The organism is Symbiopectobacterium purcellii (assembly GCF_052050035.1).
In the GTDB taxonomy this organism is placed as follows: Bacteria; Pseudomonadota; Gammaproteobacteria; order Enterobacterales; family Enterobacteriaceae; genus Symbiopectobacterium; species Symbiopectobacterium purcellii_A.
Genome location: NZ_CP189882.1, coordinates 4324374 through 4349195 on the forward strand (window position 1 = coordinate 4324374; position 24822 = coordinate 4349195).

The 24822-nt window shown below is 49.1% G+C and carries 24 protein-coding genes and 7 pseudogenes; 18 read left to right on the forward strand and 13 right to left on the reverse strand.

Annotation, left to right across the window (positions count from 1 at the left end):
• The first annotated feature begins 21 nt into the window (after window positions 1-21).
• The 3 genes and pseudogenes from ACQGXV_RS29535 to ACQGXV_RS29545 all read left to right on the forward strand — a co-directional run.
• The gene (locus tag ACQGXV_RS29535; protein WP_440862584.1) at window positions 22-387 is read left to right on the forward strand and encodes an IS630 transposase-related protein; all 366 of its coding nucleotides are present in this window, start codon (window positions 22-24) and stop codon (window positions 385-387) included.
• Window positions 311-844 carry an IS630 family transposase gene (locus ACQGXV_RS29540; RefSeq protein WP_440862665.1) on the forward strand — a complete coding sequence of 178 codons (534 nt, stop codon included), beginning with the start codon at window positions 311-313 and terminating at the stop codon, window positions 842-844. Before ACQGXV_RS29535 ends, ACQGXV_RS29540 begins: the two co-directional genes overlap by 77 nt.
• A 25-nt stretch (window positions 845-869) precedes the next feature.
• Window positions 870-1490 (forward strand): annotated as a pseudogene (locus tag ACQGXV_RS29545) (IS30 family transposase); the annotation flags it as partial.
• Window positions 1491-1530: 40 nt separating this feature from the next.
• On the opposite strand, the pseudogene ACQGXV_RS29550 reads toward ACQGXV_RS29545, so the two are convergent.
• Window positions 1531-1704, reverse strand: a pseudogene (locus ACQGXV_RS29550) (NAD(P)H-dependent oxidoreductase); the annotation flags it as partial.
• A 254-nt stretch (window positions 1705-1958) separates the two neighbouring features.
• On the opposite strand from ACQGXV_RS29550, the gene hrpA reads away from it, so the two are divergent.
• Window positions 1959-5846: an ATP-dependent RNA helicase HrpA gene (gene hrpA, locus ACQGXV_RS29555; protein ID WP_440864032.1), complete on the forward strand. Its 3888-nt coding sequence runs from the start codon at window positions 1959-1961 to the stop codon at window positions 5844-5846.
• A gap of 14 nt (window positions 5847-5860) precedes the next feature.
• On the forward strand, window positions 5861-6094 hold the full coding sequence (locus ACQGXV_RS29560; protein WP_440864033.1) for a hypothetical protein: 234 nt from the start codon (window positions 5861-5863) through the stop codon (window positions 6092-6094).
• Window positions 6095-6113: 19 nt separating this feature from the next.
• Here ACQGXV_RS29560 and ACQGXV_RS29565 read toward each other — a convergent pair whose 3' ends face one another.
• Window positions 6114-6341: an EAL domain-containing protein gene (locus ACQGXV_RS29565; protein WP_440864034.1), complete on the reverse strand. Its 228-nt coding sequence runs from the start codon at window positions 6339-6341 to the stop codon at window positions 6114-6116.
• A gap of 3 nt (window positions 6342-6344) precedes the next feature.
• Here ACQGXV_RS29565 and ACQGXV_RS29570 point away from each other — a divergent pair.
• The 4 genes and pseudogenes from ACQGXV_RS29570 to ACQGXV_RS29585 form a co-directional block, all read left to right on the forward strand.
• A pseudogene (locus ACQGXV_RS29570) lies at window positions 6345-6608 on the forward strand (transposase); the annotation flags it as partial.
• 39 nt (window positions 6609-6647) lie between these two features.
• Window positions 6648-7013, forward strand: a complete 366-nt coding sequence (locus ACQGXV_RS29575; RefSeq protein WP_440862584.1) for an IS630 transposase-related protein — start codon at window positions 6648-6650, stop codon at window positions 7011-7013.
• The gene (locus tag ACQGXV_RS29580; RefSeq protein ID WP_440862665.1) at window positions 6937-7470 is read left to right on the forward strand and encodes an IS630 family transposase; all 534 of its coding nucleotides are present in this window, start codon (window positions 6937-6939) and stop codon (window positions 7468-7470) included. Before ACQGXV_RS29575 ends, ACQGXV_RS29580 begins: the two co-directional genes overlap by 77 nt.
• Window positions 7449-8342, forward strand: a pseudogene (locus ACQGXV_RS29585) (IS256 family transposase); the annotation flags it as partial. The gene ACQGXV_RS29580 and the pseudogene ACQGXV_RS29585, both read left to right, overlap by 22 nt.
• 290 nt (window positions 8343-8632) lie before the next feature.
• Here ACQGXV_RS29585 and ACQGXV_RS29590 read toward each other — a convergent pair.
• The 5 genes from ACQGXV_RS29590 to rstA all read right to left on the reverse strand — a co-directional run bounded on the left by ACQGXV_RS29590 (window position 8633) and on the right by rstA (window position 12906).
• Window positions 8633-8989, reverse strand: a complete 357-nt coding sequence (locus tag ACQGXV_RS29590; RefSeq protein ID WP_440864035.1) for a hypothetical protein — start codon at window positions 8987-8989, stop codon at window positions 8633-8635.
• Between the two features lie 155 nt (window positions 8990-9144).
• Window positions 9145-10053 carry a trypsin-like serine peptidase gene (locus ACQGXV_RS29595; RefSeq protein ID WP_440864036.1) on the reverse strand — a complete coding sequence of 303 codons (909 nt, stop codon included), beginning with the start codon at window positions 10051-10053 and terminating at the stop codon, window positions 9145-9147.
• Window positions 10054-10453: 400 nt separating this feature from the next.
• Entirely contained in the window at window positions 10454-10735 is a 282-nt protein-coding gene (gene asr, locus ACQGXV_RS29600; protein ID WP_440864037.1) for an acid resistance repetitive basic protein Asr, read from the reverse strand.
• A 120-nt stretch (window positions 10736-10855) separates the two neighbouring features.
• On the reverse strand, window positions 10856-12163 hold the full coding sequence (gene rstB, locus ACQGXV_RS29605) for a two-component system sensor histidine kinase RstB (RefSeq protein WP_440864038.1): 1308 nt from the start codon (window positions 12161-12163) through the stop codon (window positions 10856-10858).
• On the reverse strand, window positions 12160-12906 hold the full coding sequence (rstA, locus tag ACQGXV_RS29610; RefSeq protein WP_440864039.1) for a two-component system response regulator RstA: 747 nt from the start codon (window positions 12904-12906) through the stop codon (window positions 12160-12162). Before rstA ends, rstB begins: the two co-directional genes overlap by 4 nt.
• Before the next feature lie 275 nt (window positions 12907-13181).
• Here rstA and ACQGXV_RS29615 point away from each other — a divergent pair, with 275 nt between their 5' ends.
• Together ACQGXV_RS29615 and ACQGXV_RS29620 are read left to right on the forward strand one after the other, a co-directional pair.
• Window positions 13182-13454 carry an IS630 transposase-related protein gene (locus ACQGXV_RS29615; protein WP_440864040.1) on the forward strand — a complete coding sequence of 91 codons (273 nt, stop codon included), beginning with the start codon at window positions 13182-13184 and terminating at the stop codon, window positions 13452-13454.
• A 17-nt stretch (window positions 13455-13471) separates the two neighbouring features.
• The gene (locus ACQGXV_RS29620; protein ID WP_440862665.1) at window positions 13472-14005 is read left to right on the forward strand and encodes an IS630 family transposase; all 534 of its coding nucleotides are present in this window, start codon (window positions 13472-13474) and stop codon (window positions 14003-14005) included.
• Between the two features lie 19 nt (window positions 14006-14024).
• Here ACQGXV_RS29620 and ACQGXV_RS29625 read toward each other — a convergent pair whose 3' ends face one another.
• A complete protein-coding gene (locus tag ACQGXV_RS29625; protein WP_440867687.1) occupies window positions 14025-14141 on the reverse strand; it encodes a hypothetical protein in 117 nt (38 codons plus the stop codon).
• Entirely contained in the window at window positions 14138-14863 is a 726-nt protein-coding gene (locus ACQGXV_RS29630) for a transposase family protein (protein ID WP_440864041.1), read from the reverse strand. Before ACQGXV_RS29630 ends, ACQGXV_RS29625 begins: the two co-directional genes overlap by 4 nt.
• Before the next feature lie 376 nt (window positions 14864-15239).
• Here ACQGXV_RS29630 and ACQGXV_RS29635 point away from each other — a divergent pair, with 376 nt between their 5' ends.
• A complete protein-coding gene (locus ACQGXV_RS29635; protein WP_440864042.1) occupies window positions 15240-15644 on the forward strand; it encodes a hypothetical protein in 405 nt (134 codons plus the stop codon).
• A gap of 30 nt (window positions 15645-15674) precedes the next feature.
• Here ACQGXV_RS29635 and dauA read toward each other — a convergent pair whose 3' ends face one another.
• Complete coding sequence (dauA, locus tag ACQGXV_RS29640; RefSeq protein WP_440864043.1) at window positions 15675-17375, reverse strand: C4-dicarboxylic acid transporter DauA; 1701 nt, start codon at window positions 17373-17375, stop codon at window positions 15675-15677.
• Window positions 17376-17671: 296 nt separating this feature from the next.
• Here dauA and ACQGXV_RS29645 point away from each other — a divergent pair.
• From ACQGXV_RS29645 to ACQGXV_RS29655, 3 genes and pseudogenes are all read left to right on the forward strand, one after another.
• A pseudogene (locus tag ACQGXV_RS29645) lies at window positions 17672-18183 on the forward strand (IS5 family transposase); the annotation flags it as partial.
• Between the two features lie 139 nt (window positions 18184-18322).
• The gene (locus tag ACQGXV_RS29650) at window positions 18323-18688 is read left to right on the forward strand and encodes an IS630 transposase-related protein (protein ID WP_440862584.1); all 366 of its coding nucleotides are present in this window, start codon (window positions 18323-18325) and stop codon (window positions 18686-18688) included.
• Window positions 18612-19145 carry an IS630 family transposase gene (locus ACQGXV_RS29655; protein WP_440867641.1) on the forward strand — a complete coding sequence of 178 codons (534 nt, stop codon included), beginning with the start codon at window positions 18612-18614 and terminating at the stop codon, window positions 19143-19145. Before ACQGXV_RS29650 ends, ACQGXV_RS29655 begins: the two co-directional genes overlap by 77 nt.
• A gap of 468 nt (window positions 19146-19613) precedes the next feature.
• On the opposite strand, the pseudogene ACQGXV_RS29660 reads toward ACQGXV_RS29655, so the two are convergent.
• Window positions 19614-20216: pseudogene (locus tag ACQGXV_RS29660) on the reverse strand (IS5 family transposase); the annotation flags it as partial.
• Window positions 20217-20590: 374 nt separating this feature from the next.
• Here ACQGXV_RS29660 and ACQGXV_RS29665 point away from each other — a divergent pair.
• The gene (locus tag ACQGXV_RS29665; protein WP_440864044.1) at window positions 20591-21490 is read left to right on the forward strand and encodes a transposase family protein; all 900 of its coding nucleotides are present in this window, start codon (window positions 20591-20593) and stop codon (window positions 21488-21490) included.
• A gap of 51 nt (window positions 21491-21541) precedes the next feature.
• Here the strand turns inward: ACQGXV_RS29665 and ACQGXV_RS29670 are convergent.
• Together ACQGXV_RS29670 and ACQGXV_RS29675 are read right to left on the reverse strand one after the other, a co-directional pair.
• Window positions 21542-21790 (reverse strand): annotated as a pseudogene (locus ACQGXV_RS29670) (transposase); the annotation flags it as partial.
• A 79-nt stretch (window positions 21791-21869) separates the two neighbouring features.
• Window positions 21870-22277 carry a transposase gene (locus ACQGXV_RS29675; RefSeq protein ID WP_440864045.1) on the reverse strand — a complete coding sequence of 136 codons (408 nt, stop codon included), beginning with the start codon at window positions 22275-22277 and terminating at the stop codon, window positions 21870-21872.
• A 311-nt stretch (window positions 22278-22588) separates the two neighbouring features.
• Here ACQGXV_RS29675 and ACQGXV_RS29680 point away from each other — a divergent pair, with 311 nt between their 5' ends.
• Together ACQGXV_RS29680 and ACQGXV_RS29685 are read left to right on the forward strand one after the other, a co-directional pair.
• The gene (locus tag ACQGXV_RS29680; protein WP_440867688.1) at window positions 22589-23467 is read left to right on the forward strand and encodes an N-acetylmuramoyl-L-alanine amidase; all 879 of its coding nucleotides are present in this window, start codon (window positions 22589-22591) and stop codon (window positions 23465-23467) included.
• Between the two features lie 41 nt (window positions 23468-23508).
• Window positions 23509-24798: a glycoside hydrolase family 10 protein gene (locus ACQGXV_RS29685; RefSeq protein ID WP_440864046.1), complete on the forward strand. Its 1290-nt coding sequence runs from the start codon at window positions 23509-23511 to the stop codon at window positions 24796-24798.
• Window positions 24799-24822 lie beyond the last annotated feature (24 nt).

Here is a 24822-nt window from a genome sequence, read left to right on the forward strand (position 1 = left end):
AATTTTGATTACATTATTTAAATGAGCTATTCAATTGATTTTAGACGTAAAGTGATATCTACACGGAAAAACGAAGGGTTGAGTATCCGAGAAACAGCGAAGCAATTTCGGATTGGCCCTGCCTCTGTATCGCGTTGGATTAATCAAATAGAGTCAAAAGCATCGACCACGCGTCAGCGAAAGATCGATAAATCCGAGTTGATAAAAGATGTTGAACAATATCCAGATGCTTACCAAAAAGAACGTGCAGAGCGTTTTGGCGTTTGTCAGAAGGCCATTTGGCAAGCGCTTAAAAAGCTGGGATTGACCTATAAAAAAAACTCTACGTCATCCGAAAGCCGACGAAAACGCCCGGCAGGGATTTCAACAAAAAAAACAACAGTATGAAAAAGAAGGTAAACCTATTGTTTTTATTGATGAAAGTGGTTTTTCACACGATGCCCCACGGACTCACGGCTATTCCCCAAAAGGTCAACGGTGTTTTGGCCTGAAGAACTGGGGAGCTAGGGGAAGAACAAATGTTATCGGCGCTTTATTAGGCACAACGCTGTTTGCTATCGGATTATTTGATATCAATATTAACAGCGATGTTTTCTATGCCTGGGTCACACAAGTCCTTATCCCAGTACTCCCTAAAAACAGTGTAATCATGATGGACAATGCCACTTTTCACAAAAAACATAATATTCAACAAGTCATCATCGATGCAGGGTATATGGTGGAGTATTTGCCTACATATTCGCCAGATCTTAACCCAATTGAGCATAAATGGGCACAAGCAAAAAGCAAAAAAAGAGAGATGGGTTGCGATACAGAGAGTTTGTTCTCAGTCCATATGGTGTAATCAAAATTAAGTCGCTTGGCTATATCGCTATATCCTGCAGGAGAGACAGGCTGGCGGGGAGCTATATCAGCAACTTCCTCATCGGGGAAAACGTTACAGGTACAATGCCGAAAACCTCAAATCAGGCCCTATTCCCAACCGTGTTGGTATTGAGTATCGCCCAGCTCAAGCCGAGCTTAAACAGGAGCCTGGCCACTTCGAAATTGACACTATTTTTGGCAAAGACCAGAAGTCATTCTTGTTAACCATCGTAGATAAAGCATTGAAAACCGTCATCATTCGCAAACTGCCTAATAAGCGTGCGGAGACTGTGGTTGCTGCTTTCAGGGACATTGAAGCTAATACCTTTTGCAAGTTTAAGACCCTAACAGCTGATAACGGCCCTGAATTCGCTCTGCACGAGCAAATTACTCAAATCACAGGGGCGCAGGTCTACTTTGCCCATCCTTATCATTCCTGGGAGAGGGGCTTGAATGAGCACACCAACGGGCTGATACGACGTTTTTACCCAAAGGGAACAGACTTCAGTCAGGTCAGTCATCGTAAGATTGCCGAACTCGAACACATACTCAATACAAGGGGCAGAAAATCGCTGGGCTATCGTTCCCCCAATGAGGTATTTTTAACGCACTTACTGGTGGCATAAGCCTCTACCGTTTTGTTGCGTTTCGAGTGGGAATGAAGCGTGCACCCACCAGTTCACCATCCAGCACCGGAATCGGGTTGGCGGCAAGGTCACGCACGGTCAGAGTATCGTTCGGGTGCGCGGCTTGCCATTCAGCGACGAAGTGATCCGCCAGTTGGTTTGACTGGGAATACCCTGCCAGAATGCTGGATTTCAGAACCACTACTTTACTCATTGTGTCATTCCTTTTCTCGTTTGGATGGGGTACGTCTTGTCATTGCCCCCGGATGACTAGCATCTTATGCAGTGTACCAACAGGTTGAAAGTGCAATATTTCGAGGGCATTGTTCGATTTTATTGAACAAAAGAAAAAAGGCGCGGTGATAACAGCTGCGCTGGCATGTGATAACATGCCAGCCGAAAGATAAAACGCAGGCGCAGAGGCAGCCTGCGTAGCGCTTGCGCGATATACGTTTGAGGAACAGGATTGTGACATCACCCCTAACAGCATTGTCATCTCAGTTGGATGAGCTCATGTTGCGCGACAGGTTGCGTCTGCAACGCCGTTTACAGGGGGCGGCGAAAGTGCGTAACCCACAGGCGCAAGCCGCTATTGCGCAGGAACTCGCTGTAGAGATCGCGGCGGCGCAAACGCGCGTTGTGCTGCGTCGGGCCAGTTGTCCGGCCATCAGTTATCCGCCCGCGCTGCCGGTAAGTCAGAAGCGTGACGAGATTTTGCGCGCGGTGCGCGATCACCAGGTGGTGATCGTTGCCGGCGAAACCGGCTCAGGCAAAACCACCCAGTTGTCGAAGATTTGTCTGGAACTGGGACGCGGTGTCAGAGGCATGATTGGTCATACCCAACCGCGTCGTTTGGCTGCGCGTGCCGTGGCCGATCGCATCGCGGCCGAATTGGACACGCCGCTGGGCGGCTGTGTCGGCTATAAAGTGCGCTTTAACGATCAGGTGGGGGAAACTTCACTGGTCAAGCTGATGACCGACGGTATCTTGCTGGCGGAGATTCAGCAAGATCGGTTATTGATGCAGTATGACACCATTATTATCGATGAAGCTCACGAACGCAGCCTGAATATCGATTTCATACTGTGCTACCTGCGCCAACTGTTGCCAAAACGCCCCGATCTCAAGGTGATTATCACGTCAGCAACCATTAATCCTGAGCGCTTTTCGCGCCATTTTGGCAATGCACCGATTGTGGAAGTGTCAGGACGTACCTATCCGGTGGAAGTGCGTTATCGCCCGGTGGTTGAGGAGGCGGATGACAGCGATCGCGATCAGCTACAGGCGATTTTCGATGCCGTCGATGAGCTGAGCCGCGAAGGGCCGGGGGATATTCTGGTATTTATGAGCGGCGAGCGGGAGATTCGTGATACCGCAGATGCGCTCAACAAGCTGGACTTGCCGCACACTGAGGTGGTGCCGCTATATGCGCGCTTATCCAATCAGGAACAAAACCGTGTTTTCCAATCTCACGCCGGGCGGCGCATTGTGCTGGCCACCAACGTGGCAGAAACTTCACTCACGGTGCCGGGTATCCGTTATGTGATTGATCCCGGCACGGCGCGTATCAGTCGCTACAGCTACCGTACCAAGGTGCAGCGCTTGCCGATCGAGGCTATTTCTCAGGCGTCAGCCAATCAGCGTAAAGGTCGCTGCGGTCGCGTGGCCGCCGGGGTTTGTATTCGGCTCTATTCGGAACCCGATTTTTTGTCGCGTCCTGAATTTACCGACCCGGAAATTTTGCGTACCAATCTGGCCTCGGTCATTTTGCAGATGACATCACTCGGGCTGGGCGATATTGCTGCGTTTCCATTTGTCGAAGCACCGGACAACCGTAACATTCAGGACGGTGTGCGTCTGCTGGAAGAGCTCGGGGCGATCGCTACCGCTGAGAACGGCCATTATCGGTTGACGCCATCGGGGCAGCAGTTGGCGCAATTGCCCATCGATCCGCGTCTGGCGCGTATGGTGCTGGAAGCCAGTAAAACCCGCTGCGTGCGTGAAGTGATGGTGATAACCGCGGCACTGTCGATTCAGGACCCACGTGAACGTCCACTGGACAAAAAGCAGGCGTCCGATGAAAAACACCGGCGCTTTGTCGATAAATCCTCCGATTTCCTCACGCTGGTCAACCTGTGGAACTACCTGCGTGAGCAGCAACAGGCGCTCTCTTCCAGCCAATTCCGTAAACAGTGCCGCAGTGACTTCTTGAGCTACCTGCGCGTGCGCGAGTGGCAGGATATTTACACCCAACTGCGCCAGGTGGTGAAAACCCTGGGTATACCGGTTAACAGCGAACCGGCAGACTATCTCAGCGTACACTGTGCCCTGTTGACCGGCATGCTTTCCCATATCGGTCAAAAAGATGTCGAAAAGCAGGAGTTTACTGGTGCGCGTAATGCACGCTTTGCGCTGTTCCCCGGATCTGCGCTGTTTAAGAAGCCGCCTAAATGGGTAATGGTAGCGGAACTGGTGGAAACCAGTCGCTTGTGGGGACGCATGGCGGCCCGCCTGGAACCGGAGTGGATTGAGCCGGTTGCACAACACCTGATTAAGCGCAGTTACAGCCAGCCGCACTGGGAAAAAGCGCAGGGCGTGGTGATGGCGCAAGAGAAAGTCACGCTGTTCGGCTTGCCGATTGTGGCGGCGCGTAAGGTCAACTACAGCCAGATTGATCGGGTGTTGGCGCGTGAACTGTTTATCCGCCATGCGCTGGTGGACGGGGATTGGCAAACGCGTCATGCTTTCTTTCGCTCTAACCTCAAACTGCTGGCGGAAGTGGAAGATCTTGAGCACAAATCGCGACGTCGCGATATTCTGGTCGATGACGACACGCTGTTTGCGTTTTACGATCAGCGCATCCCTCATGAGATTATCTCTGCCCGCCATTTTGATAACTGGTGGAAAGCCGCCAGCCGCGAAGATGCTGATCTGCTCAACTTTGAAAAGAGCATGTTGATTAAAGATGGCGCGGAGAAGGTCAGTGCGTTGGATTACCCCAACTTCTGGTATCAGGGGGCGATCAAACTGCGTTTATCCTACCAGTTTGAGCCCGGTGCCGATGCGGATGGGGTCACCGTACACATTCCGCTGCCTATTCTCAATCAGGTGCATGAAGACGGATTTGAATGGCAAATTTCCGGCCTGCGTGAAGACCTGATCATTGCCTTAATCAAATCGTTGCCTAAGCCGTTGCGACGCAATTTTGTGCCAGCACCGAACTACGCACAAGCCTTTCTCGTACGTGCCACGCCGTTAGCGCGGGGACTGCTGGAATCGCTGGAACGTGAATTGCGTTTGATGACCGGTGTGACTGTGCCGCGCGAAGAGTGGCAATGGGAACAGGTGCCCGATCATCTGAAAATGACGTTTCGCGTGATCGATGAGAAAAATCATACATTGCGTGAAGGCAGAGATCTGGCGGCATTGAAAACCCAGCTTAAAGAGAAAGTGCAGCAGACCTTATCTGCCGTTGCCGATGATGGGCTGGAGCAGCAGGGACTGCATATTTGGAGCTTTGGTACCCTGCCGGAACGCTATGAGCAGAGGCGCGGCGGTTATTCGGTGAAGGCTTATCCTGCATTGGTGGATGAGAAAGAGAGCGTCGCTATCCGGGTATTTGATACGCCGGAACAGCAACAGCACGCGATGCGCCACGGCCTGCGTCGCTTGTTATTGCTCAATATCCCATCCCCCATCAAATCCCTGCATGAAGAGCTGCCGAATAAAGCCAAACTGGGGCTTTATTTCAACCCCTACGGCAAAGTGCTGGATCTGATCGATGATTGTATTGCCTGTGGCGTTGATAAATTGGTGGCACAAGCGGGGGGCATGGTGTGGGAGGAAGCCGCGTTCTTGCAGTTGCATGAAAAGGTGCGCGCGGATCTCAGTGACACCGTTGTCGATATCGCCAGGCAGGTCGAGCAGATCCTGACCATGGTTTTCGCCATCAATAAACGTCTCAAGGGTCGGGTCGATATGGCGATGGCGTTGGCGTTAAGCGATATCAAAGCACAATTGAGTGGCTTAGTGTATCGCGATTTTGTCACGGATATCGGCTGGCAGCGTTTACCCGATGTGTTGCGCTACTTACAGGCGATTGAGCGTCGGTTGGAAAAATTGGCCCAGGATGTTCACCGCGACAGGGCGCAAATGCTGAAGGTGGATCAGGTGCAGCAAACCTGGCAGCAGTGGTGGCACAAAGTGCCTGAAGCGCAGCGCGATGATGACGCCGTGAAAAATATCCGCTGGATGATTGAAGAGCTACGCGTCAGCTATTTTGCCCAGCATTTGGGCACACCGTATCCCATTTCGGATAAACGGGTACTGCAAGCTATGGAACATATTGTGTTGTAAAAGGCAGCGAAGCCGTGCAGTACAAAGGCAGGTGGGCGGAACAGGAAACAGTACGCCCGCTTTTTTTTGTCCGCTGTTTGAGGACAGAGGGGATTATAGCCAACCGACTTAAAAATGATTACATCCTATGCCCTGATATGCGGCAAAGAAGCATAGCTGGCTGTTATCAAAATAATGTCGCTTGGCTATATGTAAGTGATACGCAGTGGCAAGCACGGCGGGTGCTGGGAGATAGATACACGTCGTAGGTGCTAAAACGACGGCGGATTACGATTTTATGCTGGCATCATGTAACGCTAACCACTGTGCAAAATTGTCGGCCACCAACGGGCGAGAGAAGTAATAGCCCTGGCCTTGATCGCAATTGTACTGCCCTAAATAGTTGAGCGTTTCCTCATCTTCAATCCCCTCCGCCAGCACCAGATAATTCAGCTTATGCGAGAGTGTAAAAAGATCTGTGTAAATGGCATTTTGAGGAAAACCTTCAGAGGACAAAAAATGCCTATCAGCAACGAACTTATTGACCAACTGCTTCAGGATTGCCACTCCCCTCAGGAGCTTCTGGGTGAATCAGGCCTACTAAAGGAGCTGACTAAAAGACTGGCGGAACGGGTTCTTCAAGCTGAGATGGAGATACACCTTGGGTATGCTAAGCATGACCCGGCTGGTAATAATTCAGGCAACTCCCGCAATGGCAAGACATCCAAGAGCGTACGTAGCCAAAATGGGGCGCTCGAGCTCGATATTCCGCGCGACCGCAACAGTATAGCTAAACGACTTAATTTTGATTACATTATTTAAATGAGCTATTCAATTGATTTTAGACGTAAAGTGATATCTACACGGAAAAACGAAGGGTTGAGTATCCGAGAAACAGCGAAGCAATTTCGGATTGGCCCTGCCTCTGTATCGCGTTGGATTAATCAAATAGAGTCAAAAGCATCGACCACGCGTCAGCGAAAGATCGATAAATCCGAGTTGATAAAAGATGTTGAACAATATCCAGATGCTTACCAAAAAGAACGTGCAGAGCGTTTTGGCGTTTGTCAGAAGGCCATTTGGCAAGCGCTTAAAAAGCTGGGATTGACCTATAAAAAAAACTCTACGTCATCCGAAAGCCGACGAAAACGCCCGGCAGGGATTTCAACAAAAAAAACAACAGTATGAAAAAGAAGGTAAACCTATTGTTTTTATTGATGAAAGTGGTTTTTCACACGATGCGCCACGGACTCACGGCTATTCCCCAAAAGGTCAACGGTGTTTTGGCCTGAAGAACTGGGGAGCTAGGGGAAGAACAAATGTTATCGGCGCTTTATTAGGCACAACGCTGTTTGCTATCGGATTATTTGATATCAATATTAACAGCGATGTTTTCTATGCCTGGGTCACACAAGTCCTTATCCCAGTACTCCCTAAAAACAGTGTAATCATGATGGACAATGCCACTTTTCACAAAAAACATAATATTCAACAAGTCATCATCGATGCAGGGTATATGGTGGAGTATTTGCCTACATATTCGCCAGATCTTAACCCAATTGAGCATAAATGGGCACAAGCAAAAAGCAAAAAAAGAGAGATGGGTTGCGATACAGAGAGTTTGTTCTCAGTCCATATGGTGTAATCAAAATTAAGTCGCTTGGCTATACCTTCGAGCCGACACTAATCGGTAAGCACGAAAAGCAGCTTAACGGCTTCGATGACCGCATTATTTCTCTCTATTCCAGAGGGCTATCAACCCGTGATATTCAGGCTCACTTTAAAGAAGTCTACGGGGTCGATGTTTCCGCTGGCTTCATTTCTCAAGTGACCAATGCCGTGATGGATGACGTTAAGCGCTGGCAGCAACGGCCGCTGGATGCGTTTTATCCCATTGTTTACCTTGACTGTATTGTGGTCAAAAGCCAGGACGGCGGAGCCGTGACCAACAAATCTGTTTACTTGGCTCTAGGCATCAACGGCCAGGGCGAAAAAGAGCTGCTGGGGCTATGGATAGCCAAAACCGAGGGGGCCAAGTTCTGGTTATCTGTAATGACAGAACTGAAAAATCGTGGGCTACAGGACATCTTCATCGCCTGCTGCGATGGCCTGAAGGGCTTTCCTGATGCCATTGAAGCTGTTTACCCGCATACGCGGGTACAGCTCTGCATCGTGCATCAGGTGCGGAACTCGCTGCGCTACGTCGGCTGGAAAGAGCGTAAAGCCGTTGCTGCTGACCTCCGCACTATCTATAGTTCCGCAACGCTAGAGGGCGCTGAAGAGGCCCTGGATGCCTTCGCGGCCAAATGGGATGAGCAGTTCCCGACGATCAGCCCATCGTGGAGAAATAATTGGGAACGTCTCATCGTCATTTTTGATTTTCCGCCGGAGATTCGCAAGGTTATCTACACCACCAACGCGATAGAGTCGTTAAATGCTTCATTGCGCAAGATAACGAAAACTCGACGAATATTTCCAACGGATGACTCGGTGCTAAAATTATTCTATCTAGCCTTGGGCTTTGTTGAATAATTTAAGATACTGATTTATATAAGCATTATAAAATTTCAACGACTAATTTTTCCTCTCGGAATGCTTTTTATTGTGCTAACTATTTGATTTGTCGTTCTAACAAAATACATTCTCTGTAAATGCATTCTAACTAAAGAAGATGTAAATCAAACGGTTAAATTATTCAACAAAGCCCTAGCCTTGCATAATATCTCGGCTAAATGGACCCTACCAATCAGAGACTGGAAACCGGCTATGAGCCAATTCATGTTGATGTATGGAGATCGGATTTCCGGTTAAGCGATGGAGCCATTTACACGAAATTCTTTACAGACTCGGCTGTTCTTAAAGCGCTCATCTTGTGACGCATCATTGCAGACCAGCAATTCGTTGGTTTGCATGGTGTACTGATCGAGTGCGCCGACTTTGCGCATTTCGTTGAGCACAAAGTTATGTTTGGCTTTGATATGCAATGAATGGGTATCACTGACGGTGAGCAGCGCGCTAGGCATATTCAATATCTTGCTGGTCAACGAAGTGATTTGGCTAAGCACATTATCTTGAGAGGTATCCAGGTGAAACAATAGCCTATCGAGCGCATGCATCCGCTGCTCCTCATCATGATTCAAATGTCTTAGCATTGATGACTCCATTTATGCGCTATAAGAACACCTCATCTTAGCCTATTCCATAGGGGACAAACCTGTCATTAGGCACCGCTATTCATGATATTTCACAGGATAAAAAACCGGAGAAGTACCGCGTTTGCATTATCTGATGAAAACGAGAAGGGCGTAGTTAAGCGATTTTACATGAAATCGATCGCCTGGCTAGCGCTTGTATGCGCGGCGTTTCGCTTTACGCCGCGTTTGGCGATAATATATTCTGAATCAGCAGCGTTTTTCATCGCATGGCACGCCAGCGCCTTCAATTGCCGCTGAATGGCGGTGATCGCAACGGCATGGTTGTCAGCGCGTTCGCGTTCGCTGGCATCTGGCGCAGAGATTTGGATGCCAATCAACTGCCAGCCTTGCAGTGTTTTCAGCATCAGCGGAGAACCGCTGTCGCCCGGCAAGGTGTCGCACTGGTGAGATAAAATCGCGGAGGCCGCCCAACCGGTAATCACACAATCCTGATGGCGATAGAGCGCTTCCTGGTGATCTTCGGGGTAGCCCGCCTGCGTAACCTTTGCTTGCTGTTGCGCTAGTGCGGCATTCAGTTCTGATTGTGTGCCATTCCAGGTGGTCAACGGCGTGATACCCGCAGGGGGATCGCGCAACCAAATCAAGGCGTAATCCAGCGGTGCGGCGGCAGGAGAAACAATCCACCCTTCGCCGTCGGGCTGCAATTTTTTGCGTAGCGCGCTATTGGTCACTGCTTCGATGGCGTGCGTTTCATACTTCCATTCGCCATTGACCGCAATAAAACGCAACGCAACCGGTTTATCGGGTTTTCCTGACGGCGGCGTTAAGACGCAGTGGCCTGCGGTTAATGCCAGATGCGGAGCAATCAGCGTGGCGGTACACAGATTGCCGCTGGCGGTTTCCAGTTGACCGATGGCCTGCCAGGGCCAGGCGTTAGGGGACGGCACCGGATCGCGATCGTCATGATTAAAAAACAGCGTTTTTTGACGTTCAGCTTCAGAAGAGGATTGTTCAGCCCAGCTATGGGCGGCGGGTAACGCTATCAAACAGAACAACCAGGCCAGTTTACGCATCAATAGAATTACCTTGCGGAAAAGCGATATATTTTCGTTGCCCACTAACTATAGTCAGGTTTGCTAGGATGGTGGGTTCAGGTTCTACTTGGAATCGCTTTTGTGTTCCTCATATAAAGAACAGCAGCGTGATGAATCCGCACACAAGCACCAACGAAAACGCAATTTCGAATGAGTAGCTATGGAACATCATCAGGCACCCCATAAATAAACCGTATGCGTCCGGGCATACGGCGGCTTCCGGAAGGGGAGCGGCTGGAATGCCTGTCATAAAAAAACACCCGATTCACCGGGTGTCAGACTCACTATCTTTGCGTGAAACCCGCTGGTGTTGGCGGCGTTTTGTGGCTAACAAGTCCCTGCCGGAGCAGGGATCTTGAGACAACAAACAGTGATGCGATTACGCGGCGGTGGGAGCCGGTTTTTTAGCGGCCTTTTTGACGTGTTTTTTCGCAGCCTGGGCTTTTTGTGCGGCAGGCTTAGCGGCTTTCTTCACGTGTTTTTTGGCAGCTTGCGCTTTCTGTGCGGCAGGCTTAGTGGCTTTTTTCACTGTCTTTTTCGCGTGTTCCTGAGCATGTGCAGCAGGTGTGGTTGCTGGCGCTGCCGTGGTGTTCGCTGCAAATGTGACAGAGGAGAGACCCAGAGCGGCACCTGCGATCAATACTAATACTTTTTTCATCATCAATTCCTCATTATTCCGTTCAAATGTGGGCCTTGAAGCGGCCCGGTGAAAGAAGCATAAGAAAAAGCCCGTTGAGGGTCTGTGAGTCATTGGTATCGGTGTGTAACGCAATGTACACCCTCAGGACGGGAGTGCAGGGCGAACGGGGATATCGGTTTTAATCGGCCAGCAGAAGCGGAAACGGGCGCCGCCCCATTCATTGCTCTCCGCCACAATAGTGCCGTCATAAGCCTGCACGATGGCATAAACAATCGCGAGGCCCAGCCCACAACCTCCGCTGCTGTTTTCTAACCCGGCCTCCAGCCGGATAAACGGCTCAAACACCGTTTCCCGGTCTTCCAACGCAATGCCGGGGCCATCGTCATCCACTTGAAGACAGGCCATTGGCCCATCGCGAGATACGCTGACGCTGATGCGCGAATGGCAGAAGCGCAGTGCATTATTGACCAGATTATCCAGCACCCGCTCCATCAGGCGCATATCGAGATAGCCAATATCCGTGCCGGGCGGCATCGACAGTTCGAATTCCTTATCCGCGTGCAGCATACGCCACTCATCGATTTTATTTTGCAGCCAGGCAGTGACATCAATCTGTGTCAGGTGGAGTGAGACCTGCGGACGATCGAGGCGTGCGTAGGTCAGTAACTCGTCAATCAGCGCTTCCAATTGCCCAATATCGCGGTTGAGGGCGATTTGTTTATCCTCACTCAGATTATCGCTCATGGCGAGGCGATAGCGCAGGCGTACCAGCGGGGTGCGTAATTCATGGGCAATGTTGTCAATCAGCCGCTTTTTACTGACAATCAGTTGATTCAGATTATCGGCCATTTGGTTAAACGCGATACCCAGTCGCACCATACTGGAGGTGTTGTCATAGTGCAGTCGCTCTTCAAGATGGCCTTCCCCCAATCGCTGCGCGGCATTTTCCAGTTTCAACATGGCCTGCCAATGCGGTCGCATCCACAAAAACACGGGCAGTGCCAGAGAAAGACCAATCAGCATCACAAACAGCAAATCCCACAGCCGCATCTCATGCAGGAAAAACAGATAAGGGATTGGCCCAACCGACAGTACATAGTGAGAGCGCGGGATACGCTGGATAAAGGTGTATTGATCTTCAATCGCGATAATTTCGCCCTGATTCAACCGCTGCTGTGCTTTCGGCGATAAGCGGTATTTACTCAGTGGCTCAATGTTCAACGTGAATGACAGGTTCAAATCCATCTCGTTGATGGTTTTATGCCATTCGCGCGGCGGGATGGTACGCAACTCATTGCGGATCAGATAGAGCGAACTTTTCATCAGGTCGTCCATCGACTGGCGACCAGCGCGCTCTGCGGTCATTTTGTAGACCAGACCTACCAGCAGCGTCATTACCACGAAGCTGGCAAACAGCAACAGAAAAAACTGCACAAACAGTTTTCTCATGGTATGGCGCTCTCCCAGGCGTTCGGAGCGAAAAGGTAACCTTTGTTGCGCACGGTCTTGATACGGAAGGGCTCCAGGGCGTTGTCGTGCAATTTTTTGCGCAGGCGGGAAATGGCAACGTCGATGCTGCGATCCATACCGTCATAACTGACGCCGCGCAGATTTTTGAGCAACAAATCCCGGTCCATGGTGTGTCCGGCATGGGTCGCCAACTGCCACAGTAAATCGAAATCGGCGGTGGATAGCACTATATTCTCTTCCGCCAGCGTCACTTCACGGTTAACCGGATCGATACACAGCAACCCGAAGTGCAGCGTTTTGTGCACCTGAACCTGCGCCTGTACTGCGGGCGTTTCAGGTGCAAACTGCGTGGCGGGCTGTGTTGAATACTGGCGCAGATGGAGTCGCAGGCGGGCCAGTAACACGGCGGGTGGCGTCGTTTTCAGAATGTAGTCATCTGCGCCCATTTCCAGCGCCAAAATGTGGTTCATGTCGCTGTCAAGTGAGGTCAGCAGCACGATCGGGCCGCAGTACAGGGGGCGTAACTCGCGGCAAATGGTCATGCCATCTTTGCCCGGTAGCATCACATCCAACAGCACCAGATCGGGATTTTGCTGCGCGATGAAGTCGAGCGCTTTATCACCGCGCTGCTCCAGATGAACATCTATGTCATGTTTTCCCAGATAAGCCGCAATCAGTTTGCCCACTTCAGGGTCATCTTCCACAAAGGCAATCTTATGCATAGTCACCGTAGTTTTTGTTGCTCTATCCTCAGCCTGCCGTGTGACAGACCGTTTTCGTCTTGCGTTAGCATAGCGCCCACACATGGGCGGCGCCAGCAATGAAGCGTAAAAGGGTATAACGCGCAGATACCGGATTTCATTAAGCGTGTTGCTTAATAGTGAAATAAGGGTGTTTCGGTGATTGAAGTAAATTTTACGCTGTTCTGAGATGGAAATTCCAAAGACCAGCGCTAAGGAGTATAGCTAAACGACTTAATTTTGATTACATTATTTAAATGAGCTATTCAATTGATTTTAGACGTAAAGTGATATCTACACGGAAAAACGAAGGGTTGAGTATCCGAGAAACAGCGAAGCAATTTCGGATTGGCCCTGCCTCTGTATCGCGTTGGATTAATCAAATAGAGTCAAAAGCATCGACCACGCGTCAGCGAAAGATCGATAAATCCGAGTTGATAAAAGATGTTGAACAATATCCAGATGCTTACCAAAAAGAACGTGCAGAGCGTTTTGGCGTTTGTCAGAAAGGCCATTTGGCAAGCGCTTAAAAAGCTGGGATTGACCTATAAAAAAAACTCTACGTCATCCGAAAGCCGACGAAAACGCCCGGCAGGGATTTCAACAAAAAAAACAACAGTATGAAAAAGAAGGTAAACCTATTGTTTTTATTGATGAAAGTGGTTTTTCACACGATGCCCCACGGACTCACGGCTATTCCCCAAAAGGTCAACGGTGTTTTGGCCTGAAGAACTGGGGAGCTAGGGGAAGAACAAATGTTATCGGCGCTTTATTAGGCACAACGCTGTTTGCTATCGGATTATTTGATATCAATATTAACAGCGATGTTTTCTATGCCTGGGTCACACAAGTCCTTATCCCAGTACTCCCTAAAAACAGTGTAATCATGATGGACAATGCCACTTTTCACAAAAAACATAATATTCAACAAGTCATCATCGATGCAGGGTATATGGTGGAGTATTTGCCTACATATTCGCCAGATCTTAACCCAATTGAGCATAAATGGGCACAAGCAAAAAGCAAAAAAAGAGAGATGGGTTGCGATACAGAGAGTTTGTTCTCAGTCCATATGGTGTAATCAAAATTAAGTCGCTTGGCTATAAGAAGGTATCATCAATAAAGGGTCTACGATTCCGTAAAATTTGGGTCATGCAACCGAGGCGCTTGATACCCGCGATGGCGTGTTCAACTGTAATACGGATGCCCGAGATTATTTTATTTTCTTGTTTTTGTTCAGGCGATAAAGGTCTTTTCGAGTTCCTTTTTTTGGGATTTGTGTATTAGGATGCTGTTTCTCTATACCTTGAAAACCGGTATCTGCCCAGATGGTTACCTCAGGAGGAATATGGCGAATTATATCGACTTTATCGAGTAAGCGTTTATCGTGACGGCGCCCATTTTTGCTCATGGGGATAAATCCAATTTGCCTTGTTTCGTCAGTCATAATAAGCCCTTTTCGAGTGGTCTGTCTTTTCTTTCCCGAATACATTTTTTTTCGCCGACGCAGATTCTTAGGCTTTTGGACAGGTCGCTCTGTCCCATCAATAAAGACGTCTTTAACTCCAGGGAAGGCGCGAAAAAATTCCTCAGCAGAGCGAATTTGACGAGCGGGCAAAACACATTCTCGCCCCAAGGTCATCTCTAAAACCGGCAATAATATTTTTACCCAGCGACATACCCGTGTTCTATCTAAACCAAAAAGAAGTCCTTGCAAATCATAGGTCGGATAACATTTTAAATACAATAAAATGAAAAGCAGTTTATCTAATGGGGTTGGGATAAATCCTTTCTGCCCTGCACCCATCTGCCGCTCGTGATCTTTTCGATTCTTTTTCCGATAAATCAAATAACAAGCTGAAAATTCAGCGGCTAAATTTTTCAATTCTTCGACTGATAATCCAATGATTGCTTTACATAAACGATTATCTCGTAACAACCGCTATTTGTTGATCATTTCAAACCTTTATTCTCTAAGTTAAACCTCTTTTTATTCTCAATAGCCTGACAAAAAATGCAAGTCTCTATTCAGCAACTAGTTTATTGCAATATCGTGAACTTGATAACGTGCTCGCGCTGTCAAATCACTCACGCTCATGACAATATATAGCCAAGCGACATTATTTTGATAACAGCCAGCTATGCTTCTTTGCCGCATATCAGGGCATAGGATGTAATCATTTTTAAGTCGGTTGTCTATATGGGGGTAACCCGTGAGCCTGGTAAAACAGGGCAGATGTATTATCGACGCTTGATGAAAGGTGATTGACGTACAAGTGACGCGATGAACCCACTGGCGAACAGGAGAGAAGGACATGGGAGATAACCCAGAGTCTGTGTGTTACAATGAGGAGTTAAGTATTGATTACGCTGAGTATTTGGCAGCGCTGTGTAACAAACGCTGGCGTTTTATTGATGCCATGTATGGCGTGTTGCCGATTATCGGCATAGTCACAAAATCTGAGTCGGCCCGTCAGGTAGCCCCGCAAGAGCAAATGAAAACGCTGGCAATGCAGGTGTTTTCCACTCAGGTCAACGATGAAACAAACCTGACGCGACTGATCGCCCTGGCGCAGCAGCAGCAGCTGACAGCACTGAATATTGTGCTGCCGTATCCGCTGACGTCACAACAGTTAGTGACGATCCGTGAAGCCTGCGCGGCATCAACAACGGTGTCGCAGCGCAATGAGTGTCTGAACGTCCAGATCACACCGGTTTAGGCCGCTCGCGCGGCCTAATGGGTAGTGAGATTAATCGATAGCCTGCGTTGCTTCCAACGCTTGGGCCAGCGTGGGATAAAATGTGCGGCGTCCCGCAATGGGATGCACATTGGCGCGCGCCAAGGTTTTGAGCGGTTGGAACGGAATATCGGTTATCAATAGCTGTTTGTCAGCGGGTAAGGCATCGCTGAAACGCAAGAACGCATTGAGTCCTCCGGCATCCAGAATCGGCACCGCGTCCCATTGCAGAATGATGATCTGATAATGCTCGCTGCGTTGCAGAATATCGTTGAAAATGCGTTCCGCTGCGGCGAAAAACAGTGGACCGTTGACCCGCAGTACCAGTCGCGTCGGCGATGAGGTCTCGGGACGTTCGCTCAGCCGGGTGATTTGGGCAATGCGGCGCATAAACAGCAGCGATGCCAACACAATCCCCACCGTAATCGCAATCACCATATCAAACAGCACGGTCAACGACATGCAAAGCAGCATGACAATGATGTCATCTTTGGGGCCATGACGCAGCAAATCCACCACTTTATGGGCTTCGCTCATGTTCCAGGCGACGATCAGCAGCAGCGCGGCTATAGCGGCCAATGGCAGATAAGAGAGCCAGGGAGCCAGCACCAAAAGCGCCAACAGCACCAACAGCGCGTGCACCACCGCCGACACCGGAGATGTTGCTCCGGCGCGCACGTTGGCGGCGGAGCGCGCGATAGCCGCGGTGGCGGTGATGCCGCCAAAGAATGGCGCGACCAGATTACCGAAGCCTTGTCCCATCAATTCGGCATTGGAGTTGTGTTTTTTACCGGTCATTCCGTCTAGTACCACCGCGCACAGCAGTGATTCGATAGCGCCGAGCATCGCCATGGAAAATGCCGCGGGGAGCAGGGCGGAAATGCTCTGCCAGTTGAGCGTCATGGCCGGTTCACCGGCTGCCGACACGTTCCACGGCAGCACCCACTGCGGCAGAATGGGCGGAATGCCCTGACCCTGCGAGCCATCAGCCAGCATAAAGCTAAAGCGGGAACCGATGGTGGCGACATCGTGGCCCATCAGCGACATGATACCCATGACAGCAACGCCTGCCAGCAGCGCAGGCAAATGGCCCGGCAAGCGGAGCCCCAGTTTGGGCCACAACACTAGCACGGCCAGCGTTGTCAGGCCGATCAGGGTGTCAGCCAGCGTCAGGGTGGGAAACGCCTGTGCCAGCGCTATCACCTTTTCGATATAGTGCTCTGGCACGATGGTCAGATGCAGACCAAACAGGTCCTTAATCTGCATGGCAGCAATGGTGATACCGATGCCGGAGGTAAAGCCTAAAGTCACTGACAGCGGAATATATTCAATCAGGCGCCCAAAGCGGCAGACGCCCATCAACACCAAAAACACCCCGGAAAGCAGTGTGGCCACCAACAAGCCAGAGAGGCCAAACTGCTGCGAAACGGGATAAAGAATTACCACGAAGGCTGCCGTTGGGCCGGAAACGCTATAGCGTGACCCTCCGGTTACCGCAATGACAATCCCGGCAATTGCCGAGGTGTAAAGCCCGTACTGCGGAGGAACGCCACTGGCAATCGCCAGCGCCATTGCCAAGGGAATGGCAATAATCCCCACGGTGATGCCCGCGATAATGTCGTGAACCAAACGTTGTGCGGTATATTTTTCGCGCCAACAGGCGGCGATCAGCGCATTAAAAGGCGTAACCCCGATTACTCCATGCGTTTTCATCTTATGTCAGACCAAAAAAGGACAAAAAAATGGCGGGCAGTTGGCCCGTCGTCGATAAGTGAAGTGTAGGATACGCCTGTTAAGCAGGGAGTGTTAAGACTTACATCAAAATGCAGGGTGACCTGACGCAAAATCAGAGTTTTCCCGTCGGATTACAGCATGATTGTCATCAAATATGCAGCAAACAGGGCTAAGAACCTATCCCAAAAGGAATTATCAGTTAATAAGTAATGGCAATTTCTGAGGGAAGTATGGCAAGCAATAAGTGGTAGATCAGCGATGAACTCTGGGGGAAAATGGTTCCGTTGCTCCCGGAACACAAAACCCACCATCCGCTGGGTACGCATCGCTGGCGGGTTGATAATCGTGCCGCAATGAACGCCATTCTCTTTGTGCTCAGAACGGGTTGCCAGTGGAATGCCCTGAATGCCACCGGGATATGCTCGTCAATCTCCGCTCACCGCCGCTTCCAGGAGTGGCGGGATGCAGGAGTTTTTGAACGGTTCTGGCAGAACGGGTTGCTGGCCTGCGAGCAGCTGGATGCTATCGACTGGTCATGGCTGTCGATGGATGGTTGTATGACGAAGTCACCGCTGACAGGCTCAAAAAAACAGGACGGAATCCCACAGACCGGGGGAAACAGGGTGTAAAGCGTAGCCTGATGACCGATGCGAACGGGCTTCCCCTCTCTCTGGTTGTCTCAGGGGCAAATACCCACGACATAAAGCTGGTTGCTGATACTCTCGACGCCCTTCAGACGGGCAGACCCGGCAGAAAGCTCCGCCTCTGTCTAGACAAATGCTATAAGCGTGTTGCTTAATAGTGAAATAAGGGTGTTTCGGTGATTGAAGTAAATTTTACGCTGTTCTGAGATGGAAATTCCAAAGACCGGCGCTAAGGAGTAAGAAGGTATAGCTAAACGACTTAATTTTGATTACATTATTTAAATGAGCTATTCAATTGATTTTAGACGTAAAGTGATATCTACACGGAAAAACGAAGGGTTGAGTATCCGAGAAACAGCGAAGCAATTTCGGATTGGCCCTGCCTCTGTATCGCGTTGGATTAATCAAATAGAGTCAAAAGCATCGACCACGCGTCAGCGAAAGATCGATAAATCCGAGTTGATAAAAGATGTTGAACAATATCCAGATGCTTACCAAAAAGAACGTGCAGAGCGTTTTGGCGTTTGTCAGAAGGCCATTTGGCAAGCGCTTAAAAAGCTGGGATTGACCTATAAAAAAAACTCTACGTCATCCGAAAGCCGACGAAAACGCCCGGCAGGGATTTCAACAAAAAAAACAACAGTATGAAAAAGAAGGTAAACCTATTGTTTTTATTGATGAAAGTGGTTTTTCACACGATGCCCCACGGACTCACGGCTATTCCCCAAAAGGTCAACGGTGTTTTGGCCTGAAGAACTGGGGAGCTAGGGGAAGAACAAATGTTATCGGCGCTTTATTAGGCACAACGCTGTTTGCTATCGGATTATTTGATATCAATATTAACAGCGATGTTTTCTATGCCTGGGTCACACAAGTCCTTATCCCAGTACTCCCTAAAAACAGTGTAATCATGATGGACAATGCCACTTTTCACAAAAAACATAATATTCAACAATTCATCATCGATGCAGGGTATATGGTGGAGTATTTGCCTACATATTCGCCAGATCTTAACCCAATTGAGCATAAATGGGCACAAGCAAAAAGCAAAAAAAGAGAGATGGGTTGCGATACAGAGAGTTTGTTCTCAGTCCATATGGTGTAATCAAAATTAAGTCGCTTGGCTATAAGAAGGTATCATCAATAAAGGGTCTACGATTCCGTAAAATTTGGGTCATGCAACCGAGGCGCTTGATACCCGCGAGAGTCTGTAAAGAATTTTGTGTAAATGGCTCCATTGCTTAACCGGAGATTCGTTCTCCATACATCAACATGAATTGGCTCATAGCAGGTTTCCAGTCTCTGATTGGCAAGGTCCAGGCTTTGTTGAATAAATCAGAATTAGCCGACAGGGGCTTTGTTGAATAATTTAAGATACTGATTTATATAAGCATTATAAAATTTCAACGACTAATTTTTCCTCTCGGAATGCTTTTTATTGTGCTAACTATTTGATTTGTCGTTCTAACAAAATACATTCTCTGTAAATGCATTCTAACTAAAGAAGATGTAAATCAAACGGTTAAATTATTCAACAAAGCCGCCGACAGGATGACTCCCTCTGCTACACCTGTTATCCTATCCTGACGCTGTGTGGCATACCCAACAACGTCATACGGTTCAGCGCTTTGACCATCGCTATGGCTTCACCTACTTGAGCCTCATAGTCACGCAGACTCAGATGGCCACCCAGCAAAGTTTTTATGCGCAACATAGCTGTTTCTGCCACTGAACGCCGGTGATAACCCACTTTCTTTTTCCACATATCATTACTCCCGCTCAGACGCTGATTCGCCACCGCATGGTTACGTTCATGGTACTTGTCCGGCCAGTATTTGGCTCCGCTTCGCGGCGGGATAAGGGGCCTGATTTTCTTTCTTAGCAACGCATCGTGGCAGTAACGGGCGTCATAAGCACCGTCTGCTGACACTTCCCTGATTTTTCGGTGGGTTTGGTTAATCAGGCCCGGCAGTGCCTGCGCATCTGTCGTTCCGCTGAGCGATAAGTCGGCACAGATAATCTCATGCGTCGCACTGTCTGCTGCCAGATGAAGCTTGCGCCACACTCTTCGTCTGTCAGCCCCATGCTGCCTGACTTTCCATTCACCTTCGCCAAAGACCTTCAGACCGGTACTGTCGATGACCAGATGCGAGATTTCACCACGCGTTGGGCTTTGTTGAATAATTTAAGATACTGATTTATATAAGCATTATAAAATTTCAACGACTAATTTTTCCTCTCGGAATGCTTTTTATTGTGCTAACTATTTGATTTGTCGTTCTAACAAAATACATTCTCTGTAAATACATTCTCTGTAAATGCATTCTAACTAAAGAAGATGTAAATCAAACGGTTAAATTATTCAACAAAGCCCACGCGTTGGCGTTTTTATGCTGATACTGACGGTTTTTGCCCGCCGACTGACCAGAGAGTAGTCCGGGCAGCGCAGTGGCAGGCTCATCAGTAAACTAGTTGCTGAATAGAGACTTGCATTTTTTGTCAGGCTATTGAGAATAAAAAGAGGTTTAACTTAGAGAATAAAGGTTTGAAATGATCAACAAAGAGCGGTTGTTACGAGATAATCGTTTATGTAAAGCAATCATTGGATTATCAGTCGAAGAATTGAAAAATTTAGCCGCTGAATTTTCAGCTTGTTATTTGATTTATCGGAAAAAGAATCGAAAAGATCACGAGCGGCAGATGGGTGCAGGGCAGAAAGTATTTATCCCAACCCCATTAGATAAACTGCTTTTTATTTTATTGTATTTAAAATGTTATCCGACCTATGATTTGCAAGGACTTCTTTTTGGTTTAGATAGAACACGGGTATGTCGCTGGGTAAAAATATTATTGCCGGTTTTAGAGATGACCTTGGGGCGAGAATGTGTTTTGCCCGCTCGTCAAATTCGCTCTGCTGAGGAATTTTTTCGCGCCTTTCCTGGAGTTAAAGACGTCTTTATTGATGGGACAGAGCGACCTGTCCAAAAGCCTAAGAATCTGCGTCGGCGAAAAAAAATGTATTCGGGAAAGAAAAGACAGACCACTCGAAAAGCGCTTATTATGACTGACGAAACAAGGCAAATTGGATTTATCCCCATGAGCAAAAATGGGCGCCGTCACGATAAACGCTTACTCGATAAAGTCGATATAATTCGCCATATTCCTCCTGAGGTAACCATCTGGGCAGATACCGGTTTTCAAGGTATAGATAAACAGCATCCTAATACACAAATCCCAAAAAAAGGAACTCGAAAAAGACCTTTATCGCCTGAACAAAAACAAGAAAATAAAATAATCTCGGGCATCCGTATTACAGTTGAACACGCCATCGCGGGTATCAAGCGCCTCGGTTGCATGACCCAAATTTTACGGAATCGTAGACCCTTTATTGATGATACCTTCTTACTCCTTAGCGCCGGTCTTTGGAATTTCCATCTCAGAACAGCGTAAAATTTACTTCAATCACCGAAACACCCTTATTTCACTATTAAGCAACACGCTTAGTGTAAATACCGAGTCGACAAAGCCCTGTAATGCCCGGAGCGACAGGTTAAACACGCGCTTTATCATCAAAACCGTGGTAACAGCCATATCGGTGTAGTAAAGCGGCCGACCACGACCTTCAGGCGAAGAACTGTCAGTCCATGCAGCGATGGCCGACTCATCAAGCCAGACCGTCAGGGAGCCGCGTTGTCTGAGTGCTTTGTTGTAGGTGGGCCAGTTGGTGATTTTAAACTTTTGCTTTGCCATGGGGAGCTGCTATCGGGAGCGATGATAGTGCTTTGATCCGGCGATCCCCTGAAAGTTCGATTTATTCAACAAAGCCCCACTACAGTTGCTGATATAGCTCCCCGCGAGCCTGTCTCTCCTGCAGGCTATAGCGATATAGCGCATTCTTGCTGACAGATATACCGAATTCCAGGTGCAAACGGCCACTGATGATTTCAGGTGAAGAGTGAGTGGAAAGCGCCTGCCTGATGAAGTTCTGAATGTGTGGCTCCAACGGGTAAAAAGCATTGTTTGGCAGAGGCTTATGACGGCGTTCCCGGGCCAGAGTGTCCGCCCTTCTACAGCAGTAGACACCATTGAAAGTAGGGTCGGTATTGCGTCTGAGTTCCCTGCTGATGGTCGAGCGAGGCAGAGCAAGCTCTCTGGCGATGGTAGCTTGGTTGACACCTTCACCACGCCGCTTTTCGATGTAGAACCGTTCTTTGTGAGTCAGATGTTTTCCCTGCATGCAACAGGCTCTCCAGTAGGGCCAGAACGGTGATTTTATCCGACTCTGGCAAGTGGGTCACTTTGTTGCGTTTCGAGTGGGAATGGGGTATAGGGCTAACATCTAAGGTGACGGTGTCACTTTTTGAGTGTTGAAAAGGGTAATTATTCCTTGGAAATGCTATAAAATGATTAAATGTCGTAACGGTTTAGCGATGATTTAATAGCAACCGCGAATAGCAACCGCGTAGTAATCTTTAGGAAAAAACGCCTATTTACTGGCTTATTGTGATGCTTATTGCTGTTAATGATCGCCAAGGAGGTGAATTTTTCATGATATCCAATTCTGTTTTGTCTACCACTCGTCCAGGCGGGCTGAAATTGCTCACCGTGGGAATGCTCGCATTGGGAGTTGCCGGATGTTCTACGCCACGTTCAACGTTGGTGGATCGTGGCGATTACACCGTGGATACCACTCATCCGGCCAAGGGCCAGAATGAGCGTGTCCGATTTCTGATTTTACATTACACCGCACTGGATGATGCGCGTTCGTTAAAGGTATTAACCCAGGGGCAGGTAAGTGCGCATTATCTGGTTGCGAAAAATCCACCGCTACGCGATAAAAAACCCGTAGTGATGCAACTGGTACCTGAGGATATGAGAGCCTGGCATGCGGGTGTCAGTAATTGGAATGGTCGGGTAAATCTCAATGACTCGTCGGTAGGCATTGAGATTGTTAACCTCGGATTTACCGATAACATGCTTGGCTTTCGTACCTGGTATGCTTATAATGAAACACAAATCACCGCGCTTGCTGCGCTGATCAAAGACATTATCAAGCGTAACAACATCACGCCGGATAATGTGCTGGCGCACAGCGATATTGCACCGCTGCGCAAACAGGACCCTGGAAAACTGTTCCCCTGGAAACTGTTTGCGGAGATGTGCGTTGGTGCCTGGCCTGATGATGCAACGGTGAACAAGTATCTGGCTGGACGGCAACCGAGTGCGCCGACGGATGTGCTGACGCTTCAGAAAGCACTGCATCGGTATGGCTATGATAAAATTCCACAAAACGGTGAGCTGGATAAAGAAACACGTTTGACCATCAGCGCGTTTCAAATGCATTTCCGCCCGACGGACATCGAAGGCAATGCCGATGCGCAAACGGAGGCAATTGCCAAAGCGCTGGTGGAAAAATACCGAACCTAAATCCGTGATTGCCCTTTCTACTGCCAAGGAGTTGCCCAAATATGCTGAATTATCAACGTCGTTTTTTTCTGCTGTGTTTGGTGTGCGGGGTGCTTGGGTGCGGTAGCAAAGGGAACATCATCTCTCCCGTGGTGGTTGAGGCTCCCGTCCGCGTTTCTCCGGCTGTGCCGGAGAACGTTAAGGGGGTTTGGCTGACCACGCTATCCGGCCTTGACTGGCCGACGCCTGCGTCAAGTGATGAACCTTCTGATGAGCGCCGCATTGCGTTACAAAAACAGGCGCTGATCGACAAGCTTGACAATCTGGTTAGTCTGGGCGTTAACACGATTTTTTTTCAGGTAAAGCCGGATGGCACAGCGTTATACCGTTCGGCGTTGCTGCCGTGGTCTGATGTATTAACCGGCGTGGTGGGCAAAGATCCCGGTTACGATCCTTTGGCCTTCATGTTGGCTGAGGGGCATAAGCGTGGATTACGCATTCACGCCTGGCTTAATCCTTACCGAGTGACCAGCAATACCCAGCCGAAAACTGTGGCCGCGCTGCGCCGCACCCTTGGTGCCTCGCCCTCGAGCGTGTATGCGTTGCACCCAGAATGGATACGCACGGCGAGCGACCGGTTTGTGTTGGATCCTGGTATCCCTGAGGTGCGTCAGTGGATCACCAACGTGGTGGTGGAGCTGATTAACAACTACGCCGTAGATGGCATCCATTTTGATGATTACTTTTACTACGAGACCCCAGCTTCTCGTTTGCAAGACGATGCTACCTATCGACAGTACGGACAGGGATTTGCCCTCAAAGGGGACTGGCGCCGCAATAATACCTTACTATTGATTGAGCAAGTATCGATGGCAATCAAAGCGGTCAAACCGCAGGTTGAGTTTGGCATCAGTCCGTCGGGCGTGTGGCGCAATGCGGAGAATGACGCTCGCGGTTCGGACACGCGCGGGGGGGAGGCCTATGACATCTCTTATACAGACACACGGTTGTGGGTGGAACGCGGCCTGATTGACTACATCATCCCGCAAATCTACTGGCCTTTTTCACTAGAAATCGTCCGTTATGACACACTGGTAAAATGGTGGGCGGATGTGGTAAAGCCAACAAAAACGCGCCTCTACATTGGTATAGCACTATATAAAGTCGGTGTGCCTTCCCAAAAGGAGCCTGATTGGGCGCAGGACGGCGGCGTGCCTGAACTGCGGCGGCAGTTGGCGCTCAATGAAGCGCTGCCGGATGTGAAAGGCAGCGTGCTCTTTCGTGAGGGATTTCTTCATCAACCTCAAACCGTTCCGGCGGTGGATTACCTCAAAACGCACTGGGGTAAATAGCGTTAAAAACGACGTTGCGGCGAA